Origin of the sequence: Aquimarina sp. AD1 (genome assembly GCF_003443695.1) — a bacterium.
Lineage (GTDB): Bacteria > Bacteroidota > Bacteroidia > Flavobacteriales > Flavobacteriaceae > Aquimarina > Aquimarina latercula.
Map to the genome: position 1 here is coordinate 5,034,427 of NZ_CP031966.1, position 25,979 is coordinate 5,060,405.

24 protein-coding genes are annotated in these 25,979 nt (G+C 33.3%); 8 read left to right on the forward strand and 16 right to left on the reverse strand.

The genetic code is table 11. The annotated features are described in order from the left end of the window. Both D1815_RS21690 and rpsO read right to left on the reverse strand, forming a co-directional pair. Complete coding sequence (locus tag D1815_RS21690) at window positions 1-2,205, reverse strand: polyribonucleotide nucleotidyltransferase (protein WP_118389397.1); 2,205 nt, start codon at window positions 2,203-2,205, stop codon at window positions 1-3. 249 nt (window positions 2,206-2,454) lie between these two features. Next, window positions 2,455-2,724, reverse strand: coding sequence for a 30S ribosomal protein S15 (gene rpsO / locus D1815_RS21695; RefSeq protein WP_027395738.1), 270 nt, complete (start codon window positions 2,722-2,724; stop codon window positions 2,455-2,457). 165 nt (window positions 2,725-2,889) lie between these two features. Between rpsO and D1815_RS21700 the strand changes: the two genes are divergently transcribed. Further along, entirely contained in the window at window positions 2,890-3,720 is an 831-nt protein-coding gene (locus D1815_RS21700; protein WP_118389399.1) for a hypothetical protein, read from the forward strand. A 137-nt stretch (window positions 3,721-3,857) separates the two neighbouring features. On the opposite strand, the gene accD is transcribed toward D1815_RS21700, so the two are convergent. The 3 genes from accD to D1815_RS21715 form a co-directional block, all read right to left on the reverse strand. Beyond that, entirely contained in the window at window positions 3,858-4,718 is an 861-nt protein-coding gene (accD, locus tag D1815_RS21705; protein ID WP_027395736.1) for an acetyl-CoA carboxylase, carboxyltransferase subunit beta, read from the reverse strand. Between the two features lie 68 nt (window positions 4,719-4,786). After that, on the reverse strand, window positions 4,787-5,854 hold the full coding sequence (fbaA, locus tag D1815_RS21710) for a class II fructose-bisphosphate aldolase (RefSeq protein WP_027395735.1): 1,068 nt from the start codon (window positions 5,852-5,854) through the stop codon (window positions 4,787-4,789). An 87-nt stretch (window positions 5,855-5,941) separates the two neighbouring features. Further along, a complete protein-coding gene (locus D1815_RS21715) occupies window positions 5,942-8,506 on the reverse strand; it encodes a BamA/TamA family outer membrane protein (RefSeq protein ID WP_118389401.1) in 2,565 nt (854 codons plus the stop codon). A 37-nt stretch (window positions 8,507-8,543) separates the two neighbouring features. On the opposite strand from D1815_RS21715, the gene D1815_RS21720 reads away from it, so the two are divergent. Further along, complete coding sequence (locus D1815_RS21720; protein WP_118389403.1) at window positions 8,544-9,275, forward strand: RNA methyltransferase; 732 nt, start codon at window positions 8,544-8,546, stop codon at window positions 9,273-9,275. Window positions 9,276-9,278: 3 nt separating this feature from the next. Here the strand turns inward: D1815_RS21720 and D1815_RS21725 are convergent, their stop codons facing one another. The 4 genes from D1815_RS21725 to D1815_RS21740 all read right to left on the reverse strand — a co-directional run bounded on the left by D1815_RS21725 (window position 9,279) and on the right by D1815_RS21740 (window position 12,895). Then, window positions 9,279-10,001: a porin family protein gene (locus tag D1815_RS21725; protein WP_027395732.1), complete on the reverse strand. Its 723-nt coding sequence runs from the start codon at window positions 9,999-10,001 to the stop codon at window positions 9,279-9,281. 1 nt (window position 10,002) lies between these two features. Further along, the gene (ubiE, locus tag D1815_RS21730) at window positions 10,003-10,731 is read right to left on the reverse strand and encodes a bifunctional demethylmenaquinone methyltransferase/2-methoxy-6-polyprenyl-1,4-benzoquinol methylase UbiE (protein WP_027395731.1); all 729 of its coding nucleotides are present in this window, start codon (window positions 10,729-10,731) and stop codon (window positions 10,003-10,005) included. Between the two features lie 126 nt (window positions 10,732-10,857). Further along, window positions 10,858-11,655: an alpha/beta hydrolase gene (locus D1815_RS21735; protein ID WP_027395730.1), complete on the reverse strand. Its 798-nt coding sequence runs from the start codon at window positions 11,653-11,655 to the stop codon at window positions 10,858-10,860. A 139-nt stretch (window positions 11,656-11,794) separates the two neighbouring features. Continuing rightward, the gene (locus tag D1815_RS21740; RefSeq protein ID WP_118389405.1) at window positions 11,795-12,895 is read right to left on the reverse strand and encodes a serine hydrolase; all 1,101 of its coding nucleotides are present in this window, start codon (window positions 12,893-12,895) and stop codon (window positions 11,795-11,797) included. Window positions 12,896-13,228: 333 nt separating this feature from the next. Here D1815_RS21740 and trkA point away from each other — a divergent pair, with 333 nt between their 5' ends. Both trkA and D1815_RS21750 read left to right on the forward strand, forming a co-directional pair. After that, window positions 13,229-14,578, forward strand: coding sequence for a Trk system potassium transporter TrkA (gene trkA, locus D1815_RS21745; protein WP_108801854.1), 1,350 nt, complete (start codon window positions 13,229-13,231; stop codon window positions 14,576-14,578). Window position 14,579: 1 nt separating this feature from the next. After that, window positions 14,580-16,076 carry a TrkH family potassium uptake protein gene (locus D1815_RS21750; protein WP_027395727.1) on the forward strand — a complete coding sequence of 499 codons (1,497 nt, stop codon included), beginning with the start codon at window positions 14,580-14,582 and terminating at the stop codon, window positions 16,074-16,076. Between the two features lie 21 nt (window positions 16,077-16,097). Here the strand turns inward: D1815_RS21750 and D1815_RS21755 are convergent, their stop codons facing one another. The 3 genes from D1815_RS21755 to D1815_RS21765 all read right to left on the reverse strand — a co-directional run bounded on the left by D1815_RS21755 (window position 16,098) and on the right by D1815_RS21765 (window position 18,902). Continuing rightward, window positions 16,098-16,376 (reverse strand): hypothetical protein, encoded by a 279-nt coding sequence (locus D1815_RS21755; RefSeq protein ID WP_027395726.1) that lies wholly within the window; start codon window positions 16,374-16,376, stop codon window positions 16,098-16,100. 194 nt (window positions 16,377-16,570) lie between these two features. Further along, window positions 16,571-17,758: a pyridoxal phosphate-dependent aminotransferase gene (locus D1815_RS21760; protein WP_118389407.1), complete on the reverse strand. Its 1,188-nt coding sequence runs from the start codon at window positions 17,756-17,758 to the stop codon at window positions 16,571-16,573. A 43-nt stretch (window positions 17,759-17,801) separates the two neighbouring features. Further along, window positions 17,802-18,902: an acyl-CoA desaturase gene (locus tag D1815_RS21765; protein WP_027395724.1), complete on the reverse strand. Its 1,101-nt coding sequence runs from the start codon at window positions 18,900-18,902 to the stop codon at window positions 17,802-17,804. 136 nt (window positions 18,903-19,038) lie between these two features. Between D1815_RS21765 and rsmG the strand changes: the two genes are divergently transcribed. Then, entirely contained in the window at window positions 19,039-19,668 is a 630-nt protein-coding gene (gene rsmG / locus D1815_RS21770) for a 16S rRNA (guanine(527)-N(7))-methyltransferase RsmG (RefSeq protein WP_118389409.1), read from the forward strand. 42 nt (window positions 19,669-19,710) lie between these two features. Here the strand turns inward: rsmG and D1815_RS21775 are convergent, their stop codons facing one another. Both D1815_RS21775 and D1815_RS21780 read right to left on the reverse strand, forming a co-directional pair. Continuing rightward, window positions 19,711-20,973, reverse strand: coding sequence for a nitrate/nitrite transporter (locus tag D1815_RS21775; protein ID WP_118389411.1), 1,263 nt, complete (start codon window positions 20,971-20,973; stop codon window positions 19,711-19,713). A gap of 160 nt (window positions 20,974-21,133) precedes the next feature. Continuing rightward, window positions 21,134-21,601: a GNAT family N-acetyltransferase gene (locus D1815_RS21780; RefSeq protein ID WP_027395721.1), complete on the reverse strand. Its 468-nt coding sequence runs from the start codon at window positions 21,599-21,601 to the stop codon at window positions 21,134-21,136. Window positions 21,602-21,710: 109 nt separating this feature from the next. On the opposite strand from D1815_RS21780, the gene D1815_RS24030 reads away from it, so the two are divergent. Beyond that, window positions 21,711-21,833: a hypothetical protein gene (locus D1815_RS24030; protein WP_255420146.1), complete on the forward strand. Its 123-nt coding sequence runs from the start codon at window positions 21,711-21,713 to the stop codon at window positions 21,831-21,833. Window positions 21,834-22,033: 200 nt separating this feature from the next. On the opposite strand, the gene pruA is transcribed toward D1815_RS24030, so the two are convergent. After that, window positions 22,034-23,662, reverse strand: coding sequence for an L-glutamate gamma-semialdehyde dehydrogenase (gene pruA / locus D1815_RS21785; RefSeq protein WP_027395720.1), 1,629 nt, complete (start codon window positions 23,660-23,662; stop codon window positions 22,034-22,036). 161 nt (window positions 23,663-23,823) lie between these two features. On the opposite strand from pruA, the gene D1815_RS21790 reads away from it, so the two are divergent. Both D1815_RS21790 and D1815_RS21795 read left to right on the forward strand, forming a co-directional pair. After that, window positions 23,824-24,543 carry an NRDE family protein gene (locus D1815_RS21790; RefSeq protein ID WP_118389413.1) on the forward strand — a complete coding sequence of 240 codons (720 nt, stop codon included), beginning with the start codon at window positions 23,824-23,826 and terminating at the stop codon, window positions 24,541-24,543. A 64-nt stretch (window positions 24,544-24,607) separates the two neighbouring features. Then, window positions 24,608-25,618 (forward strand): DUF6695 family protein, encoded by a 1,011-nt coding sequence (locus D1815_RS21795; RefSeq protein ID WP_118389415.1) that lies wholly within the window; start codon window positions 24,608-24,610, stop codon window positions 25,616-25,618. Here the strand turns inward: D1815_RS21795 and apaG are convergent. Then, window positions 25,593-25,979 carry a Co2+/Mg2+ efflux protein ApaG gene (gene apaG, locus D1815_RS21800; RefSeq protein ID WP_027395717.1) on the reverse strand — a complete coding sequence of 129 codons (387 nt, stop codon included), beginning with the start codon at window positions 25,977-25,979 and terminating at the stop codon, window positions 25,593-25,595. The genes D1815_RS21795 and apaG overlap by 26 nt on opposite strands.

Genomic DNA, 25,979 nt, shown 5'->3' on the forward strand with positions numbered 1-25,979 from the left:
TTAATTCTCTTTTTTATCATTATTTCTTGGTTTTCTATCACCTCTTGGCTTATCATCCCTAGATTTGCTACCTTCAGGTCTTGGAGGTCTAGGTAATAAAGCTTTTCTAGAAACTTTTTCTTTACGAGTTCTAGAATCAATACCGAAATATTTTACATCCATAACGTCCCCCATGTTTACTACATCACTTACATTTTCAGTTCGTTCCCAAGCTAATTCAGAAACATGAAGTAGTACTTCGTTACCAGGAGCTTCTGTATATTCTACAACAGCACCAAAATCTAGCATTTTAACTACTTTTACTTCGTATACACTTCCAACTTGTGGCTTAAAAGTAATAGAATCAATTTTAGCTAATACTGCTTCAATTCCTTCTTGTCCAGTTCCTAGAATTTCTACAATTCCTTCTTCTGTAACAGGATCTTCATTGATTACAATAGTAGTACCTGTAGTTTTTTGTAATTCTTGAATTACTTTTCCACCAGGTCCGATAAGTGCTCCAATGTATTCTCCAGGGATTGTTCTGGTAACCATTTTTGGTGCGTGTGCCTTAACATCGTTATTTGGTGTCTCGATCGTATCGGTAAGTTTTTCAAGTATATGAAGACGCCCATCACGTGCTTGATTTAAAGCGTTTACTAAGATTTCATAACTTAAACCTTTTACTTTAATATCCATTTGACAAGCCGTAATACCATCAGCTGTTCCTGTAACTTTAAAGTCCATATCTCCTAAATGATCTTCATCACCTAAGATATCTGATAATACTGCGTAATTTCCAGAATCAGCATCAGATATTAGTCCCATTGCAATACCAGAAACTGGTTTTTTAAGTTGTACACCAGCATCCATTAATGCCATTGTACCAGAACATACAGTCGCCATAGAAGAAGAACCGTTAGATTCTAATACTTCAGAAACAACTCTAACTGTATATGGACAATCATTAGGAATCATACCTTTAAGAGCTCGTTGTGCTAAATTACCGTGTCCAACTTCTCTTCTAGAAGTACCTCGTATAGGTCTTGCTTCACCAGTTGAGAAAGGAGGGAAGTTATAATGAAGATAGAATGTTTCTTCTCCTTCATATGATGGCATATCTATTTGATTAGCTTCTCTAGATGTTCCTAAAGTTACTGTTGCCAGTGCTTGAGTTTCTCCTCTTGTAAATATAGACGATCCGTGTGTAGAAGGTAAATAATCTACTTCACACCAAATTGGTCTAATCTCAGTGGTTTTTCTACCATCAAGACGTAATCCTTCATTAAGTGTTAAATCACGAACAGCAGCTTTTTCTGCTTTCGAATAATATTTAGATACTAAATCTCCGAAATCTTCTAACTCTTCTTCAGAGAAAGTAGCTTTTATCTCTTCTTTGATTTCAGCAAAAGCAGCTCCTCTTTCATGTTTAGAAGAACCTTGTTTTGCTACAGCATATACTTTGTCATATGCCATATCATGAATTTTCTTAGCTAACTCTTCATCATTTCTTTCTGGCTCATATTCACGAACTTCTTTTCTTCCGAAAGCTTCTGCTAATCTTTCTTGAGCAGCACATTGAATTTTTATAGCCTCGTGAGCAAATTTAATAGCCTCAGTCATTTCTTCTTCAGAGATTTCATCCATCTCTCCTTCAACCATCATTACAGAGTCAGCTGATGCACCGATCATCATATCAATATCGGATTCTTCTAATTGAGCTCTTGTTGGGTTGATAATAAACTCACCGTTAATACGTCCTACTCTTGCTTCAGAAATAGCACATTCAAAAGGAAAATCTGATAACTGTATTGCAGCAGAGGCTGCTAATCCTGCCATGGCATCTGGCATAACATCTTCGTCATGAGACATTAATTGGATCATTACCTGAGTTTCAGAATGATAATCTTTAGGGAATAAAGGGCGTAATACACGGTCAACTAATCTCATTGTTAACACTTCTCCGTCACTTGGTCTAGCTTCTCTTTTGAAAAAGCCACCAGGATAACGACCTGCAGCAGCAAATTTTTCTCTATAATCTACTGTTAAAGGAAGGAAATCTACATCTGCAGCTTTGTAGTTAGAAACTACAGTACACAATAACATACATTTTCCTGATTGAACAACTACAGATCCGTGCGCCTGTTTTGCTAATTTTCCGGTCTCTAGGCTAATTTCTCTTCCATCTCCTAGATCAATGACCTCTCTATAAACTTTTGGAATCATATTTTTTTTGATTCTAACCCTATATATCGTCAGTTAATTAGATACTTCAAATATCAAAGGTTTCATTAAACATTGGTTTCCGTCTTACTCGGACGGACAAGGTTGTGTTGTTGTTGTGTAGTTGCGCGACCAATGAAAAACTAAGGCATCGTTTTGATCATCTCTTGATCAAAACGTTTTTTAATTTAAACGTATTCTATTAGAAATGAATATAATTAAAAAGAGAGGCGTACTGCCTCTCTTTTTTGATTATTTTCTTAATCCTAATTCTTTTACAATTGCACGATATCTCATAATATCTTTCTTAACAAGATAGTCTAAAAGATCTCTACGCTTACCTACTAACTTTACTAACGAACGTTCAGTGTTAAAATCCTTACGGTTGTTTTTTAAGTGCTCAGTTAAATGAGTAATTCTGTGCGTAAATAATGCAATTTGTCCTTCTGCAGAACCGGTGTCATTTTTACCTTTTCCGTGTTTTGCGAAGATTTCTTCTTTTGTTTCTTTTGTTAAATACATTCCAATATTATTTTAAATGATTTTTATGTATAAATAGCATTCTGCTATCAGCGTGCAAATATAGTATTTTTTATATTAGAATTGCTTCTTATGAAAAAAAACATGTTTGATTAAACCTTTTGTAAATAATTAAGTCCTAGAGGGGTAACATTAAAAATTAAGATAATGAAGAACAACATTTTAAAATTTGGTTTTATTGCATTCTTTACGGTGGTTTTAGTAGGGTGTAATAATGAAGAAGCAACGGATCAATTATCTGTAGATGAAATCGATCGTGAAGAGGCTACATTAACAGCAACAATTGATGATGGTTCTGAAGTACTTAGTGATCTCACATTACAAGGTTTTGAAGATGAGGAGAGTTTAGCAAAAAGTAATATAAATCGTTTTTTACCTGATTGTGCTACGGTGACCATAGAATTAACGGATACTACAAAAAATGTGACAATAGATTTTGGAACGGAAGGATGTGAGGTAAGAAGTGGTCATATTGTAAAAGGAAAGATTTTGATGTCATATGAACTAGATACAGATGCCCTGTCTTTATTGATTAATTACAGCTTGGAGGATTTCTTCATTGATAATGTACAATTTGCAGGATCTAGAACAATTACTAGACTTAAATCTAATGAGAATGGTAATCCACAATATACAATGAGTTTTGATTTTAAGGTAACTTTTGTGGATGGTACTCAGGCATCTAGGACCGGGTCGAAAACTCGTGAATGGATCGAAGGTGCTTTTAATGGTAACTGGGGAGATAACGTTTTCTTAATTACTGGTGATTGGCAAACTAATTTAGCAAATGGTAATGTTCATAGTACAACCATTTCTACTCCGTTAAGAAGAGAAGCTAGTTGTAGGTTTTTGGTAAGTGGAGTAGTGGAATTGGTAAGAACTACATATAATGGATCTTTGAATTACGGTGATGGATCTTGTGATAACGCTGCAGTATTTACAAATTCTGAAGGTGAAGAAAGGGAAATATTATTGTAAATATTTGTTTTAGGCAGTTAAAGAAGCGTTTTCTATTTAGAAGACGCTTTTTTTTGATGTTGTCTTATAATCTAAAAAAGTATTAAAAAACCCGGTATAACCGGGTTTTTTAATACTTTTTTTTAAAAATCTGATATCTAATTAGAAGATAAAGGTCTATTTAGAATTAAATCTAGATATAAGTTGATTTTTTCTTTAAGATTTTGTCTAGGACTAATGAAGTCCAAAAATCCGTGTTCTTTTAAAAATTCTGCAGTTTGGAAACCTTCAGGAAGTTCTTTTCCCGTAGTGTCTCTAACTACTCTTGGTCCAGCAAAACCAATCAGTGCACCTGGTTCCGCAATGTTAATATCACCAAGCATTGCAAAGGATGCGGTAGTACCTCCAGTTGTTGGATCTGTACATAGTGATATATATGGGATTCCTGCATCAGCTAATTGGGCAAGTCTAGCAGAAGTCTTTGCTAACTGCATTAATGATAATGCAGCTTCCATCATACGAGCTCCTCCAGATTTAGAAATAATCATAAACGGAATTTTATGCTTAAGTGCATAATCAGCGGCTCTTGCTATTTTTTCTCCAACTACACTACCCATAGAACCTCCTATGAATGAAAAATCCATACAAGCGATTACTAAATCATTACCATTTGATTTTCCAACGGCAGTTCTTACAGCATCTTTTAAACTTGTTTTTTCTTGAGCATCCTTAAGACGATCGGTGTATTTCTTTTTGTCTTCGAATTTAAGAGGATCTTTAGAGGTTAGATTTTTGTCTAATTCTTTAAACTTGTTGTCGTCAAATAGAATTTCGAAATATTCTTTACTACCTATTCTTACGTGATATCCGTCTTCCGGACTTACATAAAAGTTTTTCTCTAGTTGTTCTGCATCTACTATTTTTCCTGTAGGAGATTTATACCAGAGTCCTTTTGGAACATCCTTTTTATCCTCAGTAGCAGTCTGTATACCTTTTTGAGTTCTCTTAAACCAAGCCATAAATTATTTGTATTAAAAAAGCTGAAACTCTTTCTTGTTTAGAGTTTCAGCTTGGTTTTCTATCTTAATTATAATGTGTTTACATTATTTAAATCTTCAAAAGCCTTTTTAAGTCGGTTTTTAAAAGTGATTTCTCCTTCTCTTAACCATTTTCTAGGATCATAATATTTCTTATTCGGCTCATCAGCTCCATCAGGATTACCAATCTGAGTCTTAAGATAATCGATCTTACCAGTCATATAATCTCTAATACCTTCGCAAAATGCAAATTGAAGATCAGTGTCAATATTCATTTTGATAACTCCATATCCTATAGATTCTCTAATTTCTTCTAGAGTAGAACCGCTTCCTCCGTGAAATACAAAGTCAATGTGGTTATGTTCTACACCATATTTTTCTGAAATAAACTCTTGAGAATTTTTAAGGATTTTTGGAGTTAATTTTACATTACCAGGTTTGTATACTCCGTGTACGTTACCAAAAGCTGCTGCCACTGTAAATTTATCACTTACTTTACTTAATTCTTCATAAGCATATGCAACTTCTTCTGGTTGTGTGTATAATTTAGAATCATCTACATCACTATTGTCAACACCATCTTCTTCTCCTCCTGTAATACCAAGTTCTATTTCTAGAGTCATACCTATTTTACTCATTCGAGCAAGGTATTCCTTACAGATTTCTATATTTTCTTCAATAGGTTCTTCTGATAAATCTATCATATGAGAACTATAAAGAGGTTTTCCTGTTTCTTTATAAAATGCTTCTCCGGCATCTAATAATCCGTCTATCCAAGGAAGTAGTTTTTTTGCACAGTGGTCAGTATGCAAAATAACAGGTACTCCATAAGCTTCTGCCATTAGGTGCACATGTCTGGCTCCTGCAGTTGCTCCTGCAATTGCAGCTTTTTGGTCTTCATTAGAAAGTCCTTTTCCTGCGTTAAATTGAGCTCCTCCATTGGAGAACTGAATAATTACAGGCGAGTTTAATTCTGCAGCAGTTTCTAATACTGCATTAATAGAATTGGATCCAATTACGTTTACTGCTGGTAAGGCAAATGCTTTTTCTTTGGCATAATTGAAAATAGCCTGTACTTCGTCTCCTGTTGCAACTCCTGGTTTGATGTTGTGACTCATAATTTACTTTTAGTTAATAAGCCTACAAAAATAGTAAAATAATACGGAATGAATTTTATATTTAAGAATGAAAAACGATGATTGTTTTTAGAAAGGATAATTGATTCCAACATTGTATACACCTTCCGAAAAATTATATCCTTTAAACCATCGTCGGTCCTCTATTCTAGCAGGATTAAATGTTTTGAAACCTAAATCCAATCTAACTACAAAGAAGTCAAAATCATATCGAAGTCCTAAGCCACTACCCACAGAGATTTCTTGAATATCATCCCAACTAGAAAATACAGCATCTTCTTCTTCTACACTGTCTAAAACATTCCAGATATTACCAGCATCTACAAAAAATGCTCCGTTAAGAGAACCTAAAATATTATATCTGTATTCTAAATTTAACGCAATTTTCATATTAGCTTCGTTAAACTCATTTCTGCCACCACTACTTCCTGGGCCTAGGTCATATGGAAGCCAAGCTCTATTATCATTAGGACCACCGCCAAAAAAACTTCGAGCAAAAGGGATGCTATTTGCATTACCAAAGGGTAATGCAATTCCACCGAATGCTCTAAAAGCTAATACTCTTTTTCTTCCAAGATCCCAATGTTTGATATAATCTAGTTCTGTCTTAGCATACTGTGAAAATTCAACACCAAATACTTCAAAACGATCACGTGAATTTTCTTTTAGACCAGCTAGATTAGAAACAGTATTTAGGACATTACCAGCGAATTCTATTTTTGCTCTGAATCTTGAAAAGTTTTCATCATAAAGATTTTCTCTGTTATTTTTTAAATATGTATAACTAGATGCAAAAATTAGGTTATCCTCGGTTAATCGCTCTTTTCGTTCATTAATATTACTAATTTCTTGTAATTGATCTGTAGTTAAATCACTATCAGGTGCTGTTCCTAGCGATTGTGCTATAAAACTATTTGCCCCAGATGGAATTGATAAGATGTTTTCACTTGTGTTATCTGGATCGAAGAAGGGTGAATTAGAATCTAATACTTCTGTTGCAATATTATTAAGTCTGTTAAAAGAATTAGAGTAAACATTAAAATAATTACCCGTATTAAGGTTACGAACATATTGAACGTTTACTAAGTCAATTTGATTAGTAAGCTTGGTGCTAGGTTTCCATTGATAGTTAAATATACCAGAAGCATTTTGTTTGTCAAGTCCAATGTTTTGTTGTGAATTGATACCAAAAATCAAGTTCGTAGTCGGCGACATGTATTTTGGAATAATTTTTCTTGTTTGGATAGGAAAAATTATTTTAGGAAATGATAGTTTAAGATCTACTCCAATCTCCGAGATATCAAAGAACTGTCCATTTGGATCTACTGGATCCTTAGAAGAACCGACACTACCTCTTGCAGAGATTTCAAAAATTTCTGCTCCTCCAAATACGTTTCGTATTAAGAAAGAACCGCTAAATCCAATTCCAAACACTTGGATATTAGAAGTAGATACATCAAATTCTACATTGGTACTATATTTTTTTCTTGGTGTAAGTAAAACACTTGCGATAAGGTCAGTTCCTTCGGGGTTATCGGGGTCAATACTGTATCTTATATTTGGGTATTTAAAAGTTTTAAGATTGTTGATCTGGTTATAAGTAAGAGTTCTGTCTTTATCTTTAAAAATCTCTCCAGGTGTAATTAAAATAGAATTTGTTATTGCTTTACGCGTATATCTAAGTTTGTCATAACTGTAAATATTATATCCGTTATAAGAAACACTGTCTTTAGGTATTGCGTTTCTGTTTTGATAAGAATAGTCTGTGAATACGTTTACTTTGCTTATTTTGTGAACTTTAAAAGGCAGTCTCTTAGTTTCTTCGCCTTCTTTAATTTGTCTGTTTTTGATCAGTAAATTAAGTTGTATTTTTTGGTCAGTATTGACAGTGTCTGCATCGAATTTGATGTATTCTTTTTCGAAATTATACAATCCAGAATTTCTATATAAACTAGTAAGTCTTTCTCTTTCTGATTCGATGTCTAAAGTTCGGTATTGTTTTCCGGTTACTATGTTAGATTTGTTTTGATGTAGTTTATATATAGAATCAGCAGCTTTAGACTCTATTTTAGTGTTTAGAGAATCAATAAAATAGGGCTTAGAAGGTTGGATGTAATATGATACAGAGGCTCTTTGATCTTCGTTCAAGTTTATTTTGTAGTCTGTTTTTACATTAAACCAACCATTATTCCAGTAATAAGATTGTAGTCTTTTTACAGATCGTTTTGCTTTAGATTCATCGATTATAGTTGGAGTCTCTCCTGCTTTTTTTAGCCAGTTATTAATTCCTGTATACGCTACACCCAGTCGATTAACTTGTTTTTTAGATAAAAAGTTATTTAATCTTCGTTCTCTATTTGGTTTATTATGTAACCAATTTTGATATGAAGAGTCAGGGTTTACTTTAGCAAGATTATAAAGATGAAGTCTAAAAGGAGTCCAAGCAAGTTTAGAATTAGGTTTTTGATAAAGCTGATTGTATAATTTAGAGTCGTTGGTTTTAGTGCTGTCAACAAAAATTTCATTTTTAGTCAACAGGTATTCTTCCTCTGGCACTCTTTTAATCGCATTACAAGAAATTAAAAAAATTGTAGATATTACAACAAATACTATTTTTGTGAGCAGGTGTTTCAATCGAGATTCATTATTGTGTCAAAAATACATTATTTGTATGGTTAGCAAAAACCAAAAGAAATTAATAAATAGTTTACATCAAAAAAAGTACCGAAAACAACATGGATTATTTGTTGCAGAAGGTAAAAAGGTAATTAATGAGTTGTTAGAAGCTGATTTAAAGCTTCATTCGCTTTTTGCTTTAGATGCTTCTTATTTTAAATTAAATTCAGAAAAAGTTTTCATAGTTACAGAAACTGAGCTTAAAAGCATCAGCTTTCTGACGACTCCGCAATTTGCAGTAGCTATATTTTATATTCCAGAAGCTCAATCGGTGACGAATAATGGGCTAGTTTTAGCATTAGATGATGTTAGAGATCCAGGAAATTTAGGAACAATTATAAGGCTGTGTGATTGGTTTGGTATAACAGATTTGGTTTGTTCAGAGCAAACAGTTGACTGTTTTAATCCAAAGGTCATTCAGGCAACAATGGGATCTGTAACAAGAGTTAATATTGTTTATACGAATCTGGAGCATTTTTTGATTTCTAGAAGAGGAGAAATACCGGTGTACGGTACTTTTATGGATGGCAATACGATTTATGGCGAACAATTACCTGAAAAAGGAATTATTGTTATGGGAAATGAAGCGAACGGTATTTCTTCTGATATAGAACAATTGGTGAACGAAAGGATTTCAATACCGAGATTTGGAACTACTCCAGTAACAGAGAGTCTTAATGTAGCTACTGCAACTGCAATTATTCTAAATGAATTTAGACGAATTTAAAAACTACTGGAAAGTGAAATTAATAAAAAGTCCTCTTGACGACATTTTATCAATAGCAGCAGTGTAAGGGCTATTAGGGTCGTTATCAGCTACTAACTCATCAGACATAGCGAATACTCCTCTAATAGAAGGTGTAAATTTGAAATAGAACATGTAAAAGTCTATTCCAAATCCAAGTTCGAAATAATTAGTATTCGTTTTAGTTCTAAATTGTCCTACACTATTATCGTCGGGGTTATCTTCATTACTAGATAAGTTTATAGAAGTAGATACTCCTCCAACAATAAAAGGTTTAAAATTATTAAGTCTTTTGGTAGATATTTTTAATAAAAGAGGAATGTGTACATAGGTTGATGTTACTTCTCTAAACCTTTGAGAATCTTCAAAATCTGGTCCGGTAAAGGTAAGGTCTCTTCGTACAAAAGATACCTGAGGTTCTAGTCTAAGATCTAGGTAATCATTGATTCTCATATTACCCAATAATCCTACATTAAAACCTATAGATTTTGCTACCTGAATATCACCATCCAATAAAGGTTCTTCTCCTTCTGGTGTAGCTTTATAATCAAAATTAAAATCATAACTATTAAACCCAAGGATATACCCCCAACTTAATCTAGGTTTATCATAATTTTGAAGATTTCTAACTCGTTCTTTAGAAAACAATTGTGCACTCACATTCTGAGTACAAACGATAACAGCTATTGCTATAAAAACTCTTTTCATATTATTTTGTGGCTGTATAAATTGTGGCAACACCAAAAGTTTGCGGATTATCCTCGACTTCTATAAACCCAATTTTTCTCAAAATATTGTTGAAAGCATCTCCATAAGGAAAAGCTGCCGCACTTTCGCTAAGATATGAATATGCAGATCTGTCTTTAGAAAAGATCTTCCCAATTAATGGTAAAATCAAAGAAGTATGTAGTTTATATCCTTGTTTATAAGGTGTTTTGGTGGGTACAGAGGTTTCTAAAACAACGAAAATCCCTCCAGGTTTTAAAACTCTGTATATCTCTGATAGACCTTGATCTAAATCTTCAAAATTTCTTACGCCAAAAGCTACAGTAATTGCATCGAAATAATCATTATCATACGGTAAGCTCTCTCCATCTCCTTTGACCATAGAGATTGTCTTATCTAATTTTTTTGCCTTTATTTTATCTTTTCCAACTTCCAGCATTCCTGCGGAGATGTCTAATCCGATAATTTCTGAAGCACCTGTTTTAGCTAAGTTTATAGCCAAATCTCCGGTTCCGGTTGCAACATCTAGAATGCTGTTTGGTTTTGTGTCTGCAACTATTTTTACAACCTTTTTACGCCACTTTACATCAATTCCAAAAGAAATCACTCTATTAAGACCATCATAATTACCAGAAATAGTATCAAACATTTCTGTAACCTGTTGTTTTTTGGTCGTGTTTTTATCTTTGTATGGCGTTATTTTTTCTGACATTCAAAAAAATTTAGGCAAATATACATTTTTGATATGGATCGTAGGAAAAGAATGTCATTAAGTTGTTATTAGCTTATTGTTTTACTTCTATTTATCAATTTTGTAATTAATGTTTGTTTATAAAATTTATTCTATCATTTCATTGATTTTTTGTAGTATTTGTTCCTTTTTGTATTTAAGTGCGTGTAGGTGTTCTCCTTTAAATTCTAGAAACTCTTTTGGCTCCGATGCATTGTTGTATACGGTTTCGCCTTGTGTAAATGGTACATCTTTATCTTCTTTGCTATGCAAGAAGAGTTTAGAAATTTTATTAATGGTTTTTATATCTTCTTTTGCCGCGTAGGGAGAGATATAGTTTTTTTCTAAAAAATCTTTGTACTCAGGTACATGATACATAGCGATATCTGTAAAGGATGCTATAGTTCCTTCTAGCACTAATCCTTCAATTTTATCTTGATGATTTTTGGCTAGTAAAGTAGCGATTTGAGTTCCAATAGAGACTCCATATATTATTTTTGGAGTTTCTTTTATTCCTTTTTTCTTAAGAAGAGTTTCGAAGAATAATTCACCGTCTTTAGCTATGTTATTGTGTGTAGGAGTTCCTGTTGATTTTCCGTACCCTCGAAAATCAATCATAACTACCTGAAAGTTGTTTTCTGCTAATATTTGTGTTAAGGGGAGGTAGTATGTTATATTCCCCCCAGCTCCGTGAAAATAAAATATAGTTGCTTTTGGTGTTTCTTTTGGTTTTAGAATTAAAACAGAAATTGTATCAGTTTCTGTCTTGATCATTAATTCTTCATGATTTTTCCATGTTATCTGGCTTAAATCTTTTTTTGGGAAATAGAATTTATCGTCCATTTGTGCTTGGACAAAAATAAATTTAGTAATAAATAATGCGAGTAATATAAGTTTCGTTTTCATAAGTAAAAAGTTAGTATTTATACTGCTAAGATGTTGCTATTGCAGAAATCCTAAAAAGAATAATTACTGAGTTGTAGTTTTTAGCTTATGAATTGTGTTTAGAAATATTTCTTTTAAAAAAAAGGAGATTACGAAATTGTTATTTTACTTCGTTATTAGTTTTTATTAATTCAATAATAGTATTTCTTAAAGCGTGAATGTTTCCACTTTTGTTGTTTGTTAAAATAATAATGGTAGTACTGTTTAGTTCATTTTTACTTATGATAGATTCATAGTTACCACTAGTTCCATGATGTGTGTGTTCTATTATTTTTTCTTTTTCATAGGTGATATTTCCTAACGCGGATTGCATGTTATTCCTATCTAAATTTGCAGTTTTGCTAATCTTGAGTAATGAATTTTTATTGATGATATTACCAGAATGCAGGTTTTTTATAAGTTGAAAGAGGTCATTAGTTGTAGTGGAAAATAGAAATATAGGAGATTTTATAATGAATGGAAGTTTGTCTTCTTCAAATTTGTTGTTAAATGGAAGGGCCATGGAATCCCTATTCTTGTATGGAAATGAGGTGTTAAATGTACTTTGTTCTAAATGTAGAGGTTTTATTATGTTTTGGTTTACATAAGAAGAGAAGGTTGTATCTGTGATACTTTCTACTATTTTAGAAAGTAAGAAAGGGCTGAAATTTGTGTATATGTAATCTTCTCCAGGTGTAAATTCTAAATTAGATATTTCTGATAAATCATTTATGAGGTTTTGATCATTTATTATTTTATGTTTTCTCCAATCAATTTTAGGTAATCCGCTTGTGTATTGTAAAAGATTAATAATCTTAATATTGTTAGACCAATCCGGTAAGTAACTAAGGTGTTTTTTAATGGGGTCGTTTAATTGTAAAAGACCTTTTTCTTCTAATTGCATAATTGCAATTGCGGGAATTTCCTTGTAAATAGAACCAATATTAAATCTGTCAGTCTCTTTAAGAATGTTTTTTTTGTAGCCATCAGAAAAGCCAAATTCGTTTTTGTATATGATTTGGTCATTTTTAGCGATTAAAATATTTCCATTAAATTTTCTGTTTTGATGCAATGATTTTAATAATGAATCTATTTTCTTTTCTATAATATGATCAATTTTGTTTTCCGTTGAAGAGGTGTTGTTGTTTGTTGTGTTACAACTAACAGTGAATAGAATTGAAGAAATTATAAATATTGAAATACTTAATGCAGAATGTTTCATGATTGTTTTTTGATTGATGATGTTCTTTTAAGACGGTTAAAGTATGTTTTTTGTTACAGATGTGTTTAAGTATTATTAATGATTCTGTAGTTTAATGATTAGTTGTCTATGAATGCTGGTACAGCGGATTTTTGGTAAGCTCTATGTTCTTGTTAATTTAAATGGAATAGTAGATATAAAATAAGTGACTAGTTATTAATTGTTTTATGAATTAATGAAATTCCACTATCTTTGTAGGCTTTTATTTTTCAGCAAGAAATTTTCACTTTGTTATTAAGGGGATTTTGCTGAAGTTTAATTTTATCTTTTGATGATAAATAACAGAAAACACAGATGAAAATTATTATTGCCGGTGCTGGTGAAGTAGGATTTCATTTGGCAAAATTACTTTCATTTGAATCTCAGGATATTACCCTGATTGATCCTGATAAGGAATGCTTAAATTATGCTGATAGCCATCTGGATATTAGAGTGATTAAGGGAGATGCTACCTCAATAAGTATTTTAAAAGATGCCAGAGTACAGAATGTTGATATGGTGATTAGTGTTACCTCTAGTGAGACTACCAATATTACCGTATGTGTTTTAGCAAAACAATTAGGTGCTAAGCGAACAATTGCCAGAATTTCCAATACAGAATTTATAGAGAATAAAGAAGAAGTTGGTTTTATCAAGTTTGGAATTGATGAATTGATTTCTCCAGAAGCACTAGCGGCAAGTGAGATAGAATTATTATTAAATCAATCGGCTTTTAGTGATAGTTATGAGTTTGAGGATGGTGCACTAACCATGGTAGGAACGACTCTTTCTAGCAGCGCATTGTTTGTGGATAAAACTGTTAGAGAGGCTGCCGAGATTTTTCCGGAACTTCATTTTATGCCAATAGCCATTCAAAGATCGGGAACGCAATACACAATAATTCCTAGAGGAGATACAAAATTTAAGGAAGGAGATCAGGTTTATTTTGTTACTTCTAAAGGAGGAGTAGATGAGCTTTACAAGTTAACGGGTAAAGTAAAAGAACAAATTAAAAAAGTGATGATCTTGGGAGGTAGTAAAATTGGACATAAAACTACCTGTGATCTATGTGATCATAAATTTAGAGTAAAGCTGATCGAAAGTGATAAAGACAAAGCATTTGACTTAGCGGACGATTTACCAAATGCATTGATTATTAATGGGGATGGACGAAATGTAGAATTGCTTGAAGAAGAGAATATAGATGATATGGATGCGTTTATTGCAGTAACAGGTAACTCTGAAACCAACATCATGTCTTGTTTAGTAGCTAAATCTAAAGGAGTGCGTAAAACAATTGCCTTGGTAGAGAATATGGATTATTTCCAGCTTTCTCATTCTATAGGTATTGATACATTAATCAATAAAAAACTATTAGCAGCTAATAATATTTTTAGATTTATCCGAAAAGGAGAGGTAGTTGCTATGACGAAGCTTAATAATATGAATGCCGAGTTGTTGGAGTTTATTGTAAAACCAACTTCCGAAGTAAGTGATAACCTAATTAGAGATCTTGATTTTCCTCGTTCCGCTATTATAGCTGGAGTTATAAGAGATGGAGTTGGGATGATTCCTTTAGGAGGTTTTTATATTAAAGCAGGAGATCGAGTAGTGGTATGTTGTCTACCTAAATCTATTAAGAAAATAGAAAACCTTTTCTTGTAACATGTCCAAACTAAACTTTAAAATTATTACTCATATTATGGGGCTTCTATTGCTCTGTAATGGAGGTTTTATGCTAATAGCAACCATTGTAAGTTTTATTTATAAAGACGGTGTTACAATGCAGATAATGTTAGCAGCATTATCGACTATGTTTGTGGGTATAATTTTAATGTTTCTTACTAAGGAACATCAAAAATCAATAAATAAACGAGAAGGGTATATTGTTGTTACATTTGGTTGGATATTCATGTCTTTAAGTGGAACGCTACCGTATATATTTTCTGAAGCAATTCCATCATTTACCAATGCTTTCTTTGAGACAATGTCTGGTTATACTACAACCGGAGCCTCTATCCTTAATGAAATAGAAATTGTTCCTAAAGGTGTTCTCTTTTGGCGTAGTCTTACACATTGGATCGGTGGAATGGGGATTATTGTTCTTGCTGTAGCTATTCTTCCGTTGTTAGGAATAGGAGGGATGCAGTTATTTGCAGCAGAAGCTCCTGGTCCAAGCGCTGATAAGTTACATCCAAGGATCACTGATACTGCAAAAAGGTTATGGCTAATATATTTTGGGTATACAGCGGCAGAGACAATCTTATTGAAACTTGCCGGGATGGATTTCTTTGATGCGATAAATCATGCACTTAGTACATTGTCTACAGGAGGGTTTTCTACAAAAAATGCAAGTGTCGCTTATTGGAATGATCAACCCTTAATACAGTATATCATTATTTTGTTTATGTTCCTTGCAGGAATGAATTTTATCTTGAGTTACTTTGGTTTTAAAGGAAAATTTGGAAAATTTCTTAAAGACGAAGAGTTTAAATGGTACGGAATTTCTATAGTGGCTTTTACCGCTATAGCCGCATTAATTATTTATTTAAAAGCAGATCCAGCGAATTCTGTTATAGATCATCCTATGGTTTTTGGAGAGGCAGAAAGCGCTTTTAGGCATTCTTTGTTTCAGGTGTTGGCTGTTATTACTACTACAGGTTTTGTTTCTGCTGATTTTACGGTTTGGACTCCTTTTTTGAAGATAGTATTCTTTGGATTAATGTTTTTAGGAGGTTCGGCGGGATCCACAGCAGGTGGGATGAAAATAGTAAGGCATCTTATTACAATTCGTAATGGTATTTTAGAATTTAAAAGGACATTACATCCTAGAGCTGTGTTGCCTGTGCGTTATAATCAAAGAGCGGTTTCTAAAGAGATTGTGTTTAATATATTAGCATTTTTTATATTGTATATGTTATCCTTTATAATAGGGTCTTTAGTGTTAGGAATGTTAGGACTGGATTTTGAAACTGCTATAGGTGGAGCTGCCTCGTCTTTAGGGAACGTTGGACCTGCTTTAGGTAAGCTAAGTCCTGTAAATAATTTTGATGTACTGCCAGCCTTTGGTAAATGGTGGTGTTCTTTTCTAATGCTTATAGGAAGATTAGAGCTGTTCACAGTTCTTATTTTGCTTACTCCTTTCTTCTGGAGGAACAGATAGTATTTTACCGTAGTTGAATAATTAATAAGATTCTTCCCAAGGGCCAAAAGCATATGGGTTGATATGCCAAAGCTCTGCGACTTTTTTAATAGTATCCTTTACACAGCCTTTTACACTTTGTAGGTATTCTGGTTCGATAAAAAAGATATCAAGAATTGACTCATAATATGAAACAGTATCCTCTACATCAGAAGGAGTATAGTTAAGAATTTCATCTTCGGAATAAGGGCTATTAAAATTTTCTTTAAAAATTTCAAGCACATTTTTTTGAACAATACGTTCTTTTTCAAGAATGTCCATAAATACAAAAGTAGGTTTTAAGATTGTTATTTATGTTCAAACTACAATTATCTCTTCTTAAGTGTTTTCCCCAAAACATTTAATATAGCAATCTAATAACTCAAAAAACAGTAATTTATTTTTAGGAAAATAAAAAGCCGATAATTTTTATTGAATCATCGGCTTTTTAATAAAAGTTATACAGTATTGCTAATTTAGCTTAATGCTTTTTTAATTCTATTGATTGCTTCTTTGATTTGCTCTGTACTTGCGGCATAAGAAATTCTAATACAATTTCCATTCCCAAAAGCATCTCCAGTTACCGTAGCAACATTCGCTTGTTCTAATAAAAACATTGAGAAATCAGAAGCGTTTTTTATTATATTTCCATTAATAGTTTTACCAAAGTAGTAAGAAACATCGGGGAAGACGTAGAATGCTCCTTCTGGTTCATTGCATTCAAATCCCGGGATTTCGGCTAACAAATCTAAAATTAATTTTCTACGGTTTTTAAATTCATCAATCATGTATTGGATTTTACTAACCGGAGCTTCTAAGGCTGTAATTACTGCTCTTTGCGCAATACAATTAGCGCCACTAGTTACTTGTCCTTGCATTTTATTACAAGCTCTAGCAATCGCTTTTGGAGCTCCTATATATCCAATTCTCCATCCAGTCATGGCAAAAGCTTTAGCAACTCCATTAACAGTTACCGTTCTCTCGTACATATCGTCAAATTGAGCCATTGAAGCATGATCACCAACATAATTAATATGTTCATAGATTTCATCACTAACGACAATAATATCTGGGTATTTTTGAAGAACATCTGCTAATGCTCTTAATTCATCTTTGCTATATATAGATCCACTTGGGTTACAAGGAGAGCTATACCAAATCATTTTAGTCTTAGGAGTTATGGCTTTTTCTAATTGATCAGCAGTCATTTTAAAGTCATTTTCTATCGAAGTTTTAACTTCTACAGGAACACCTTCTGCTAGTTTTACAATGTCACTATAACTTACCCAATAAGGGCATGGGAGTATAACTTCATCTCCTGGATTTAAATATACCTGAGCTACATTGTAAAGAGATTGTTTTGCACCAGTCGATACAACAACCTGAGAGTGATCATAACTTAAATTATTGTCTCTTTTAAACTTTGTTATAATCGCGTCCTTTAATTCTATATATCCATCTACTGGAGTATAAGAATTATAATTGTCATTAACAGCTTTAATTGCGGCGTCTTTAATAAAATCTGGAGTATTAAAGTCAGGTTCTCCTAAACTTAAACCGATAATATCCTTTCCTTCTGCTCTTAATTCTCTTGCTTTTGCAGCCATTGCTAAAGTTGCAGAGGCTTTAAGCTTGTTGATTTTGTCTGATAATTGAATGCTCATTTCCGATACTTGTGTGCTCATTTTGGTAATTGGTAAATAAAAGTTATGACTGCATCGCGGGTTTAATCCCCATTTCTTTTAAGTGTTTGAAATGGGCGACAATCGCTTTGCGAGTGGTTTTGTATTCATTATACGGTAAATTAAATTCTTGCGCAGTTTGCTTAACAATTTTAGAAATTTTAGTATAATGGATGTGACTAATATGTGGAAAAATGTGGTGCTCCACTTGATGATTTAACCCCCCGGTAAACCAGTTGATCAATCTGTTTTTTGTCGAAAAATTTACAGTAGTAAATAGCTGGTGTATTGCCCAAGTATTTTTCATAGTTCCTGTAGTATCAGGAAGCGGCATTTGTGCTTCTTCTACCATATGCGCTAATTGAAAAACAATACTTAAAATAAGTCCTGCTACATAGTGCATCACGAAAAAACCTATTAAAATTTTCCACCAAGAAACAGACATAATTATCATAGGGATAACGATCCAGATCAATACATAAATAATTTTTGTAATTACAATAGTGCTCCATTGCTTTAAAGGACTTGGTAGCTTCCCATATGCTAGTTTACGTGCTAAATACCTTTTAGTTTGTTTGAAATCTGTAGTTAAGGCCCAATTAAAAGTTAATAAACCATATAGAAACACTGAGTAATAGTGCTGAAATTTATGGAACTTCATCCACTTTGCATGTTTGGTAAAACGTATAACTCTACCAGCATCCATATCTTCGTCATGTCCATGAATGTTAGTATATGTGTGATGAAGTACATTGTGTTGTACTTGCCAGTTATATACATTTCCGGCTAGTACATACATGCTGCTACCCATTAATTTGTTGATCCATTTTTTAGAAGAATATGACCCATGATTTCCATCATGCATTACATTCATTCCTACTCCAGCCATACCAATACCCATTACAACTGTAAGTAATAACATCCACCATTGAGATATATTTAGAGTAAGTATTAAGAAATATGGCGTAAGAAATATTGAAAACATAATAATAGTTTTCAAATGAAGTTTCCAGTTTCCTGTACGTTTAATGTTATTTTCTTTGAAATATTGATTCACACGTTTGTTCAGTGTTCTGAAAAATTTTGCGGAATCTACTCTACTAAATTTCACGGTAGGTGTAGTCATGGGCTTTGTGTTTATGACTTAACGTTATTCGTCATAATTTATTCGGTAAAGTTAGGTATTTAAATTTTTTTAACTTCTTAAAAAGTAGTAAAATATATTAAGTTAACATGTATTTTTGCTGTTTAAAATTTACTGTATGGATATTCTACTTACATATTTCCCCGATTTAACAGATGATCAAATACAAAAGTTTACGCAACTGGGTGAATTATATAAAGATTGGAATGCTAAAATTAATGTGATTTCTAGAAAGGATATTGATCTATTATATGAAAGACATGTATTGCATTCTTTGGGGATTGCTAAAATTCAAGGATTTAAAGAAGGTACAAGTGTGTTGGATGTTGGAACAGGTGGTGGATTTCCTGGGATACCGTTAGCTATATTATTCCCAGAAACTCAGTTTTACTTGGTAGATGTAATTGCTAAAAAAATACGTGTTGTAAATGAGGTTTCTAGTGCTTTAGGCTTGGAAAATGTAAAAGCAGAACAACGCAGGGCAGGAACATTCGACGAGCGCTTTGATTTTATTGTAAGTAGAGCAGTTACTAATATGCCCGATTTTGTAAAATGGGTTAGAAAGAATGTAGCTAAAAAATCAATACATGAATTATCTAATGGTATTTTGTATCTAAAAGGAGGGGATTTAACAGAGGAACTAACCTCATTCCCCAAAGCAACACAGTATAATTTACAAGACTATTTCGAAGAAGATTTTTTTGAAACAAAAAAAGTAGTACACCTCCCAATAAAATATAAGGTGTAGCTGATATACTATCAGTGAAAAAAACACTTTAGAATTGGTGTTTTAGGTTGTTTTCTTTTTGTATAATTTATGGTAATACCAAGCAGCAATACCTCCTGTACAAGAAAATATAGCCAGCATCCAGAATACATGTTGGTGCCCAGTAATACCTGGAGAATTGTCTAAAAGATATCCATAAGCAAGTCCTGCGAAGATATCTGGAGTATATCCTATCAGTGATATAAGACCTACAGCGGTTCCTGTGAGAACTAGTGGGATTTTACCCCTCTGCATTACTGCGAAATACAAAGAACGTGCTGAGTATACTCCAGTTGCTACCACTAATATCGAAATAAAGAATAATAGCGTTTCAGAATCCGAAATGATATCAAGCGCAAATAATAAAGCTCCGATAAAGGAGACTACAAAACTAATCACCAGCCAAAAAGTGGTTTGCGTGCGATCCGCCAATACTCCAATTAACACTCCGATAATCGGGCGAACAAATAGTAAAAAAGTACCTACCTGAGCGGATTCTACTTGGTCATATAGCATCACATCCTTAGCGTAGAGCGAAAATACATCCGTGATTTTGTAACCTACGTATGCACATAGGATAATGATCATTAATAGCCATACTGAGGGTAGTTTTAATACTTCTAAAATTTGCGATGTTGTTATTTTTTCAAGGATAATTTCTTGTTCTGTTTCGTGGTCAAGTTTCATAAAAAACCACACCGCTAAGCCTATGAGAGCTACAATACCAGCAGACACCAGTATTACTTGCTTAAATGCTACTCTACTTTCAAGAACAGTGACTTGTGATGCATCTGAGGTTATGAACAAAGAGAATATAAAGACACCCATGGCTCCAAACAGTGCTCCTACTAATCCGCGTCCACCATCTAAAAAACCAAAAGCCTTACCCTGAGAAGTAGATCCACCCCAAACCCGTGTAGCTTTGATCATTGGTGCCCAGAATAAAAAAATGGTAGTAAATCCCCAGTAACCATATAATATTTTTAATGTTGTATAATCAGGAAAAGTAGCGTAGACCAAGCCTCCTAAAGCGGTCATCCATAGTGCGACGGCGATCAGTTTTCTTGGGGGAAATTTATCCGCTATAGGCCCTCCAAAAAGATAAGATAATAGGGCCACAATACCATATACAAAAAAACATTCTCCTAATTGAAAGTTGTTCAAGTTAAACGCTTCCAGTACTGTAGGTCTAAATACACGTGAAAGAACAAACGGAAGGATAAATACTGACTCGCCCGCTAGAATAAGTAGTAAAAGAAAATACCAAGGTGCTTTTTTTTGATTCATACGGTAAAAGAATTAGGCTTATAGGAATAATCGTGTAAATGCTTGCTAAAGATAACGTTTGTAATTGTTTTTGGTGTCAAACAAGAATTTTCGTTAATAATGAAGATGCGTTCTAACCTCGGTTGGAATGATAGAAGAGCTAAAAAATGAAATCTTGTTATTAAGACTTATCTCCTGAATTAATTCGCATGCGAACTAGATATTTTTCAAAACCAGCTTTTTCATAGGCTCTTATGGCACTTGGATTTTGGTCATAAACATCCAACTGTATTTCTGTAATATCTTTAGTCGAGAACCAGTTTGATAGATACTGAATTATATTTTGACTGATTCCTTGTCCACGAAACTCATCTTTTACAAACATAAAACCAATATATCCCATTGTATCCTGTTTGAAGAATTCTTTTCGCTCTCTGATCTGTCCGTAACCACTGCCCACTACTTCTCCATCAATCTCGGCAACAACTACTTCTGTGTGATTAGATTTTATGTACTCGCTAATGTTATAATAACTTATTTTTTCTTCGGTTTTAAGCGTAATATCCATTGGACGTTCTGCTTCAATGATGCCTTGCTCAAATTCAAGTAGGGTTGGAAGGTCTTCAATATGCGCTGGACGTATTATCATTTTTTATTTTTTTTGAAAAATACTAATAATTAAATATAAGAAAAGTATCGGTTGTGCTACTACTATAGTAACAAGAGAAATAAGACGGACAATTAATACAACTTCTTCTATGCCCTCAGTAGATTTAGAAATAGAAAGTAAGAAGGTAAAAATAAATATCGATGTAGCGGTAATTGTGGAGATCACATGGATATTAGATAGTAATGATGTTCTTTTTTTATTTAATTTATGAACGGTAAAATAAAGTAGTCCAATACCTAAGAATAAAATAGATAAAAATGTAAAAAAATGAGACTAATAAATCACAAAATAAGTGTCGTGAACATTAATGTCTAATGTTTCTTCGTCAAAAGAAAAACCGTATATCAATAAAATTGGAGTCAAACTCCAAAAAATGATATACGGTTTATGTGTTATGTACTTCACTAGAGACTATTCTCCTAAGAAAGGGTATCTATAATCTGCTGGAGTTACAAAAGTTTCTTTGATTGTGCGAGGCGATACCCAACGTAATAGGTTTAGGTAAGATCCGGCTTTATCATTTGTTCCAGATGCTCTTGCACCACCAAAAGGTTGTTGCCCTACAACTGCACCAGTTGGTTTGTCATTGATGTAGAAATTACCAGCAGCATTTTGTAATGCCTTTGTAGCTTCTGCAGCAGCGTATCTGTCAGTTGAGAAGATTGCCCCAGTTAATGCATATTCACTAGTCTGATCTACTAAGGTTAATGTTTCTTCCCATTTACTATCGTCATATACATAGATGGTGATTACTGGTCCGAAAAGCTCAGTGCACATAGTTGTGTACTTAGGATCTTCTGCAAGAATAACCGTTGGCTCGATAAAGTATCCTTTAGATTTATCATATCCACCACCAGCAATTATCGTTGCTCCATTGTCTTCCTTAGCTTGATCAATAAATTTAGCAAGTTTATCAAAAGAACCTTCATGAATAACAGCAGTAATAAAGTTGCTCATATCCTCTGGTGATCCCATTTTGAATGACTTGATATCTGCTTTTAAGAACTTTTCTACATCTGCCCATAAACTTTTAGGGATGTAAGCTCTGGAAGCAGCACTACATTTTTGCCCTTGGAATTCAAAAGCTCCACGAGAGATTCCTGTAGCTACTTGCTTAGCATTTGCACTAGGGTGCGCAACGATAAAATCTTTTCCACCTGTTTCACCTACAATTCTTGGGTAGGTTTTATAATTATGGATGTTCGTTCCAATTTTAGCCCAAATATCTTTAAATACATGAGTACTACCGGTAAAGTGAATACCAGCAAAATCAGGACTTGCTAATACTGTGTCGGTAATCATAACAGGATCTCCATATACTACATTAATAACTCCATCAGGAACTCCTGCTTCTTTAAAAATATCTATAATTACTTTTGCAGAATAAATTTGACTATCACTTGGTTTCCAAACAACAGTGTTTCCCATTAATGCAGCACTAGCTGGTAAATTCCCTGCTATTGCAGTAAAGTTAAATGGAGTGATTGCATATACAAAACCTTCTAAAGGTCTGTACTCTAGTCTGTTCCAAGCACCAGAAGTAGAATCTGGTTGATCTTCATAGATCTGAGTCATAAACTCTACATTAAAACGTAGGAAGTCAATGAATTCGCAAGCAGCATCAATTTCTGCTTGGAAAATATTCTTAGATTGCGCTAACATAGTCGCTGCATTAATTTTTGCTCTATAAGGACCAGCTATTAATTCTGCTGCTCTCAAAAATATAGCTGCACGTTGTTCCCAAGCTAGGTCAGCCCATTTTTTACGAGCTTCTATTGCAGTATCTATTGCTTTTTGAATGTGTTGCTTTTCGGCTTTGTGATACGTTCCCAATAAATGTTTATGGTCATGTGGTGGTGACATGGTTCCTGTGTCACCAGTTCTGATCTCTTCACCATTTATGTATAATGGGACATCTATAGATGAATTATACATTGATTTATATGTTGCCAAAACTTCTTCTCTCTCGGGAGTCCCTGGAGCATATGACTTTACAGGCTCATTTATTGCTGTTGGAACTTGAAAAAAACCTTTTCCCATAGTTACGTGTATTTTAGTTTAATTTGTAAGATGTGTTAGAATACTTCAAGCGGCAAAGATAGGAAATTATGTAGGGTAATGTTTATTTTAACCTTTTATAAACATGTATAGTGTGTATTTTTTTTTGTAAGTTGTGCAAAATTTATGCGACCCAAAAATCTATGTGTACAGTAACGTTGATTCCCACTCAAGAAAACGGTTTTATATTAACCTCTAATCGAGATGAAGCATTAAACAGAAAAACTTTAGCTCCTGAGTTTTATCAAGTTGATAAAACCAGAATGTTATTTCCAAAAGATGCGGTAGCTGGAGGAACTTGGATTGGAATTAGTGATAAAAATACAATGATCTGTCTTCTTAATGGAGGCTTTAAAATTCATGAAAGATTAGCTTCTTACAGGCAAAGTAGAGGAGTAGTAGTTAAAGATTTGTTAGGTGCTAGTAATTTGCAAGATGCAATTATGAACTATGATTATAAAGGCATTGAGCCGTTTACTATAGTTGCTGCAAACTGGCAATCAGAATTAGAATTTTTTGAATTAGTTTGGGATGGTAGGCAAAAACATTTTAGAGTACTAGATAAAGAAATTTATATTTGGTCATCTTCAACTTTATATACTTCCGAAATGAAGGGTAAGAGAGAAGATTGGTTTGAAGTGTTTGAAAAAGAAAATGTATTAACACCAGAAACTCTTCTAGATTTTCATAAGAATGCAGGGATAGGAAATAAGGATGTAGATTTGCAGATTGATAGAGGTTTTTTAAAGACTAGAAGTATAACTCAGGTTGTTAAAAATAACGAAGAAGAACTTACAATGCGTTATGAGGATCTTCAGAATTCTGAAGTAAATATTGTTACTTTTGAAGCAATAACGGCTTGAAAGTAAATTATGAATGCAATCTTACATTTGAAAATACGTATAATATTAAAATTTTAAGCGTGTGATGAATTACACGGGTAAAATAATTTCCCTAGCTTTTCCAGATACTTTTGTTCGTTTTTCTGACGAGGAAAAAAAATCTACCAGTTTGTTACAATTCTTTGGATTGGGAAAAGGAGGAGTTATTAAGGCTGGTCATGCTGCTTTTGTTTTAATTGAGAATAAAACAGGAATAGCAGAGTACTATGATTTTGGGCGTTATATAACTCCACCAGGAAAAGGAAGAGTAAGAAGCGCTGAGACTGATGTGGAGCTTGAAATTCCTTTTAAAGCGACTTTTACTTCAGAAGGTAAATTGTCTAATGTTGATCAATTTCTGTTATGGTTGGAAGCAAATCCCGAAAAAACGCATGGTAGTGGGCGATTAGTTGCATCTGTATGTGATTATATATATTATGATAAGGCAAAAGAATATGTGTTGGAAGTCCAAAATAAAGGAAGTATTCCATATTCTACGTTTAGAAAAGAAGGTAGTAATTGTTCTAGGATAGTCACAGATACGATCTTAAAAAGCACTGATAAATCCAAAATAAGAACCCCGTTATTGCGAAATAAATTGTTTACTCCAAGTCCTTTGGGGAATGTAGAAAAAGGGTCTATGGAAAATAAAATTTATCAGGTAGAAAGTGGTAGTCTAATTGAATATCCAAATTCTGTTTTTATAGAGAATCTTACCAATTATTTTGACAAGAAAACACCGAATTTTGTTCAAAAGAAAAAAAATGTATTACCTGTTTTTTTAGAACAAGCTTGTTTTCTTACAGGAATCGGTAGTGGAGCATATTTCGTTATGAAAGAATCTTCTGAAAGTTTATTATTTGAAATAAGACGATATACCGAGCATGGACAAGAGGATTTTAGAGGGTTGTTTGAACCTAAATCAATTTTTGTTTATAGTAAAAGCTATAAATTCGTTTTTGATTCACATTGCAAATACTGCCATATCGAACAGGATGGGAAAGTTATAAGATTTGATTTGATAAAGAGGCTTAATTTAGCGCAAAAGGAGAGCTGAGTTTAAAACTGGGGATGATTACCTTAAATTTTCTTGTAGAAGTAAAATTAACCATGTTGTAATGTCCTTTCATTGCGCCAAATGGAGAGCTTAAAAGACATCCGCTATTGTAAGTGTGAGATTCTCCTGGTTTTAAAACGGGTTTTTTGCCAATAACACCTTCTCCTTCTACAATTTCAGTGTTACTTAACGCATCTTTTATTTCCCAAAAGCGAGAAGTAAGTTGTACTGAATCTTTACTTTGATTTTCTATGGTGATACGATATCCAAAGGCAAAGTGCATCTTATAGTTCTTAAAGAACGTACCTTCAAAGGTGGTGTCCACCGAAATTTTTATACCTCTGGTTACTTGTTCAACCAT